We start from the raw sequence: 270 nt of genomic DNA, 5'->3' as shown, positions 1-270 counted from the left end.
TAAACCTTAACTAAAACGATGTCTTCAGTTTTGGCAGTTCTATCACCAAAAGTATCAGAGCCAAATCTACGTTCTATGTAGATTTTTTCAGACAGCCAATGACGTTCAATATGTTTGCTATAATATGGCGTATCCATATCGTCCGTATAGGCTGTCATTACTAAGTCTTGATTTTCTTCAAAAAACTCGTGAAATGATTTTCCCGACGCCTGAAATTGCTTTATAATATCCTGTTCTCTCATATCTATTTTTCTCTTTCTATCTTTATCT

At 34.1% G+C, this 270-nt stretch carries 1 protein-coding gene; it reads right to left on the bottom strand.

Features of this window, described 5'->3' with window-relative positions:
- The coding region (locus tag QVO88_RS10340; RefSeq protein ID WP_288178009.1) for a hypothetical protein at positions 1 to 242 on the bottom strand (242 nt) is incomplete at its 3' end.
- Between the last annotated feature and the right edge of the window lie 28 nt (positions 243 to 270).

The sequence above is a fragment of the Ruminococcus sp. CAG:57 genome (assembly GCF_000435935.1).
In the GTDB taxonomy this organism is placed as follows: Bacteria; Bacillota; Clostridia; order Oscillospirales; family Ruminococcaceae; genus Hominimerdicola; species Hominimerdicola aceti.
This window is presented reverse-complemented; position numbering and strand designations above follow the sequence as displayed.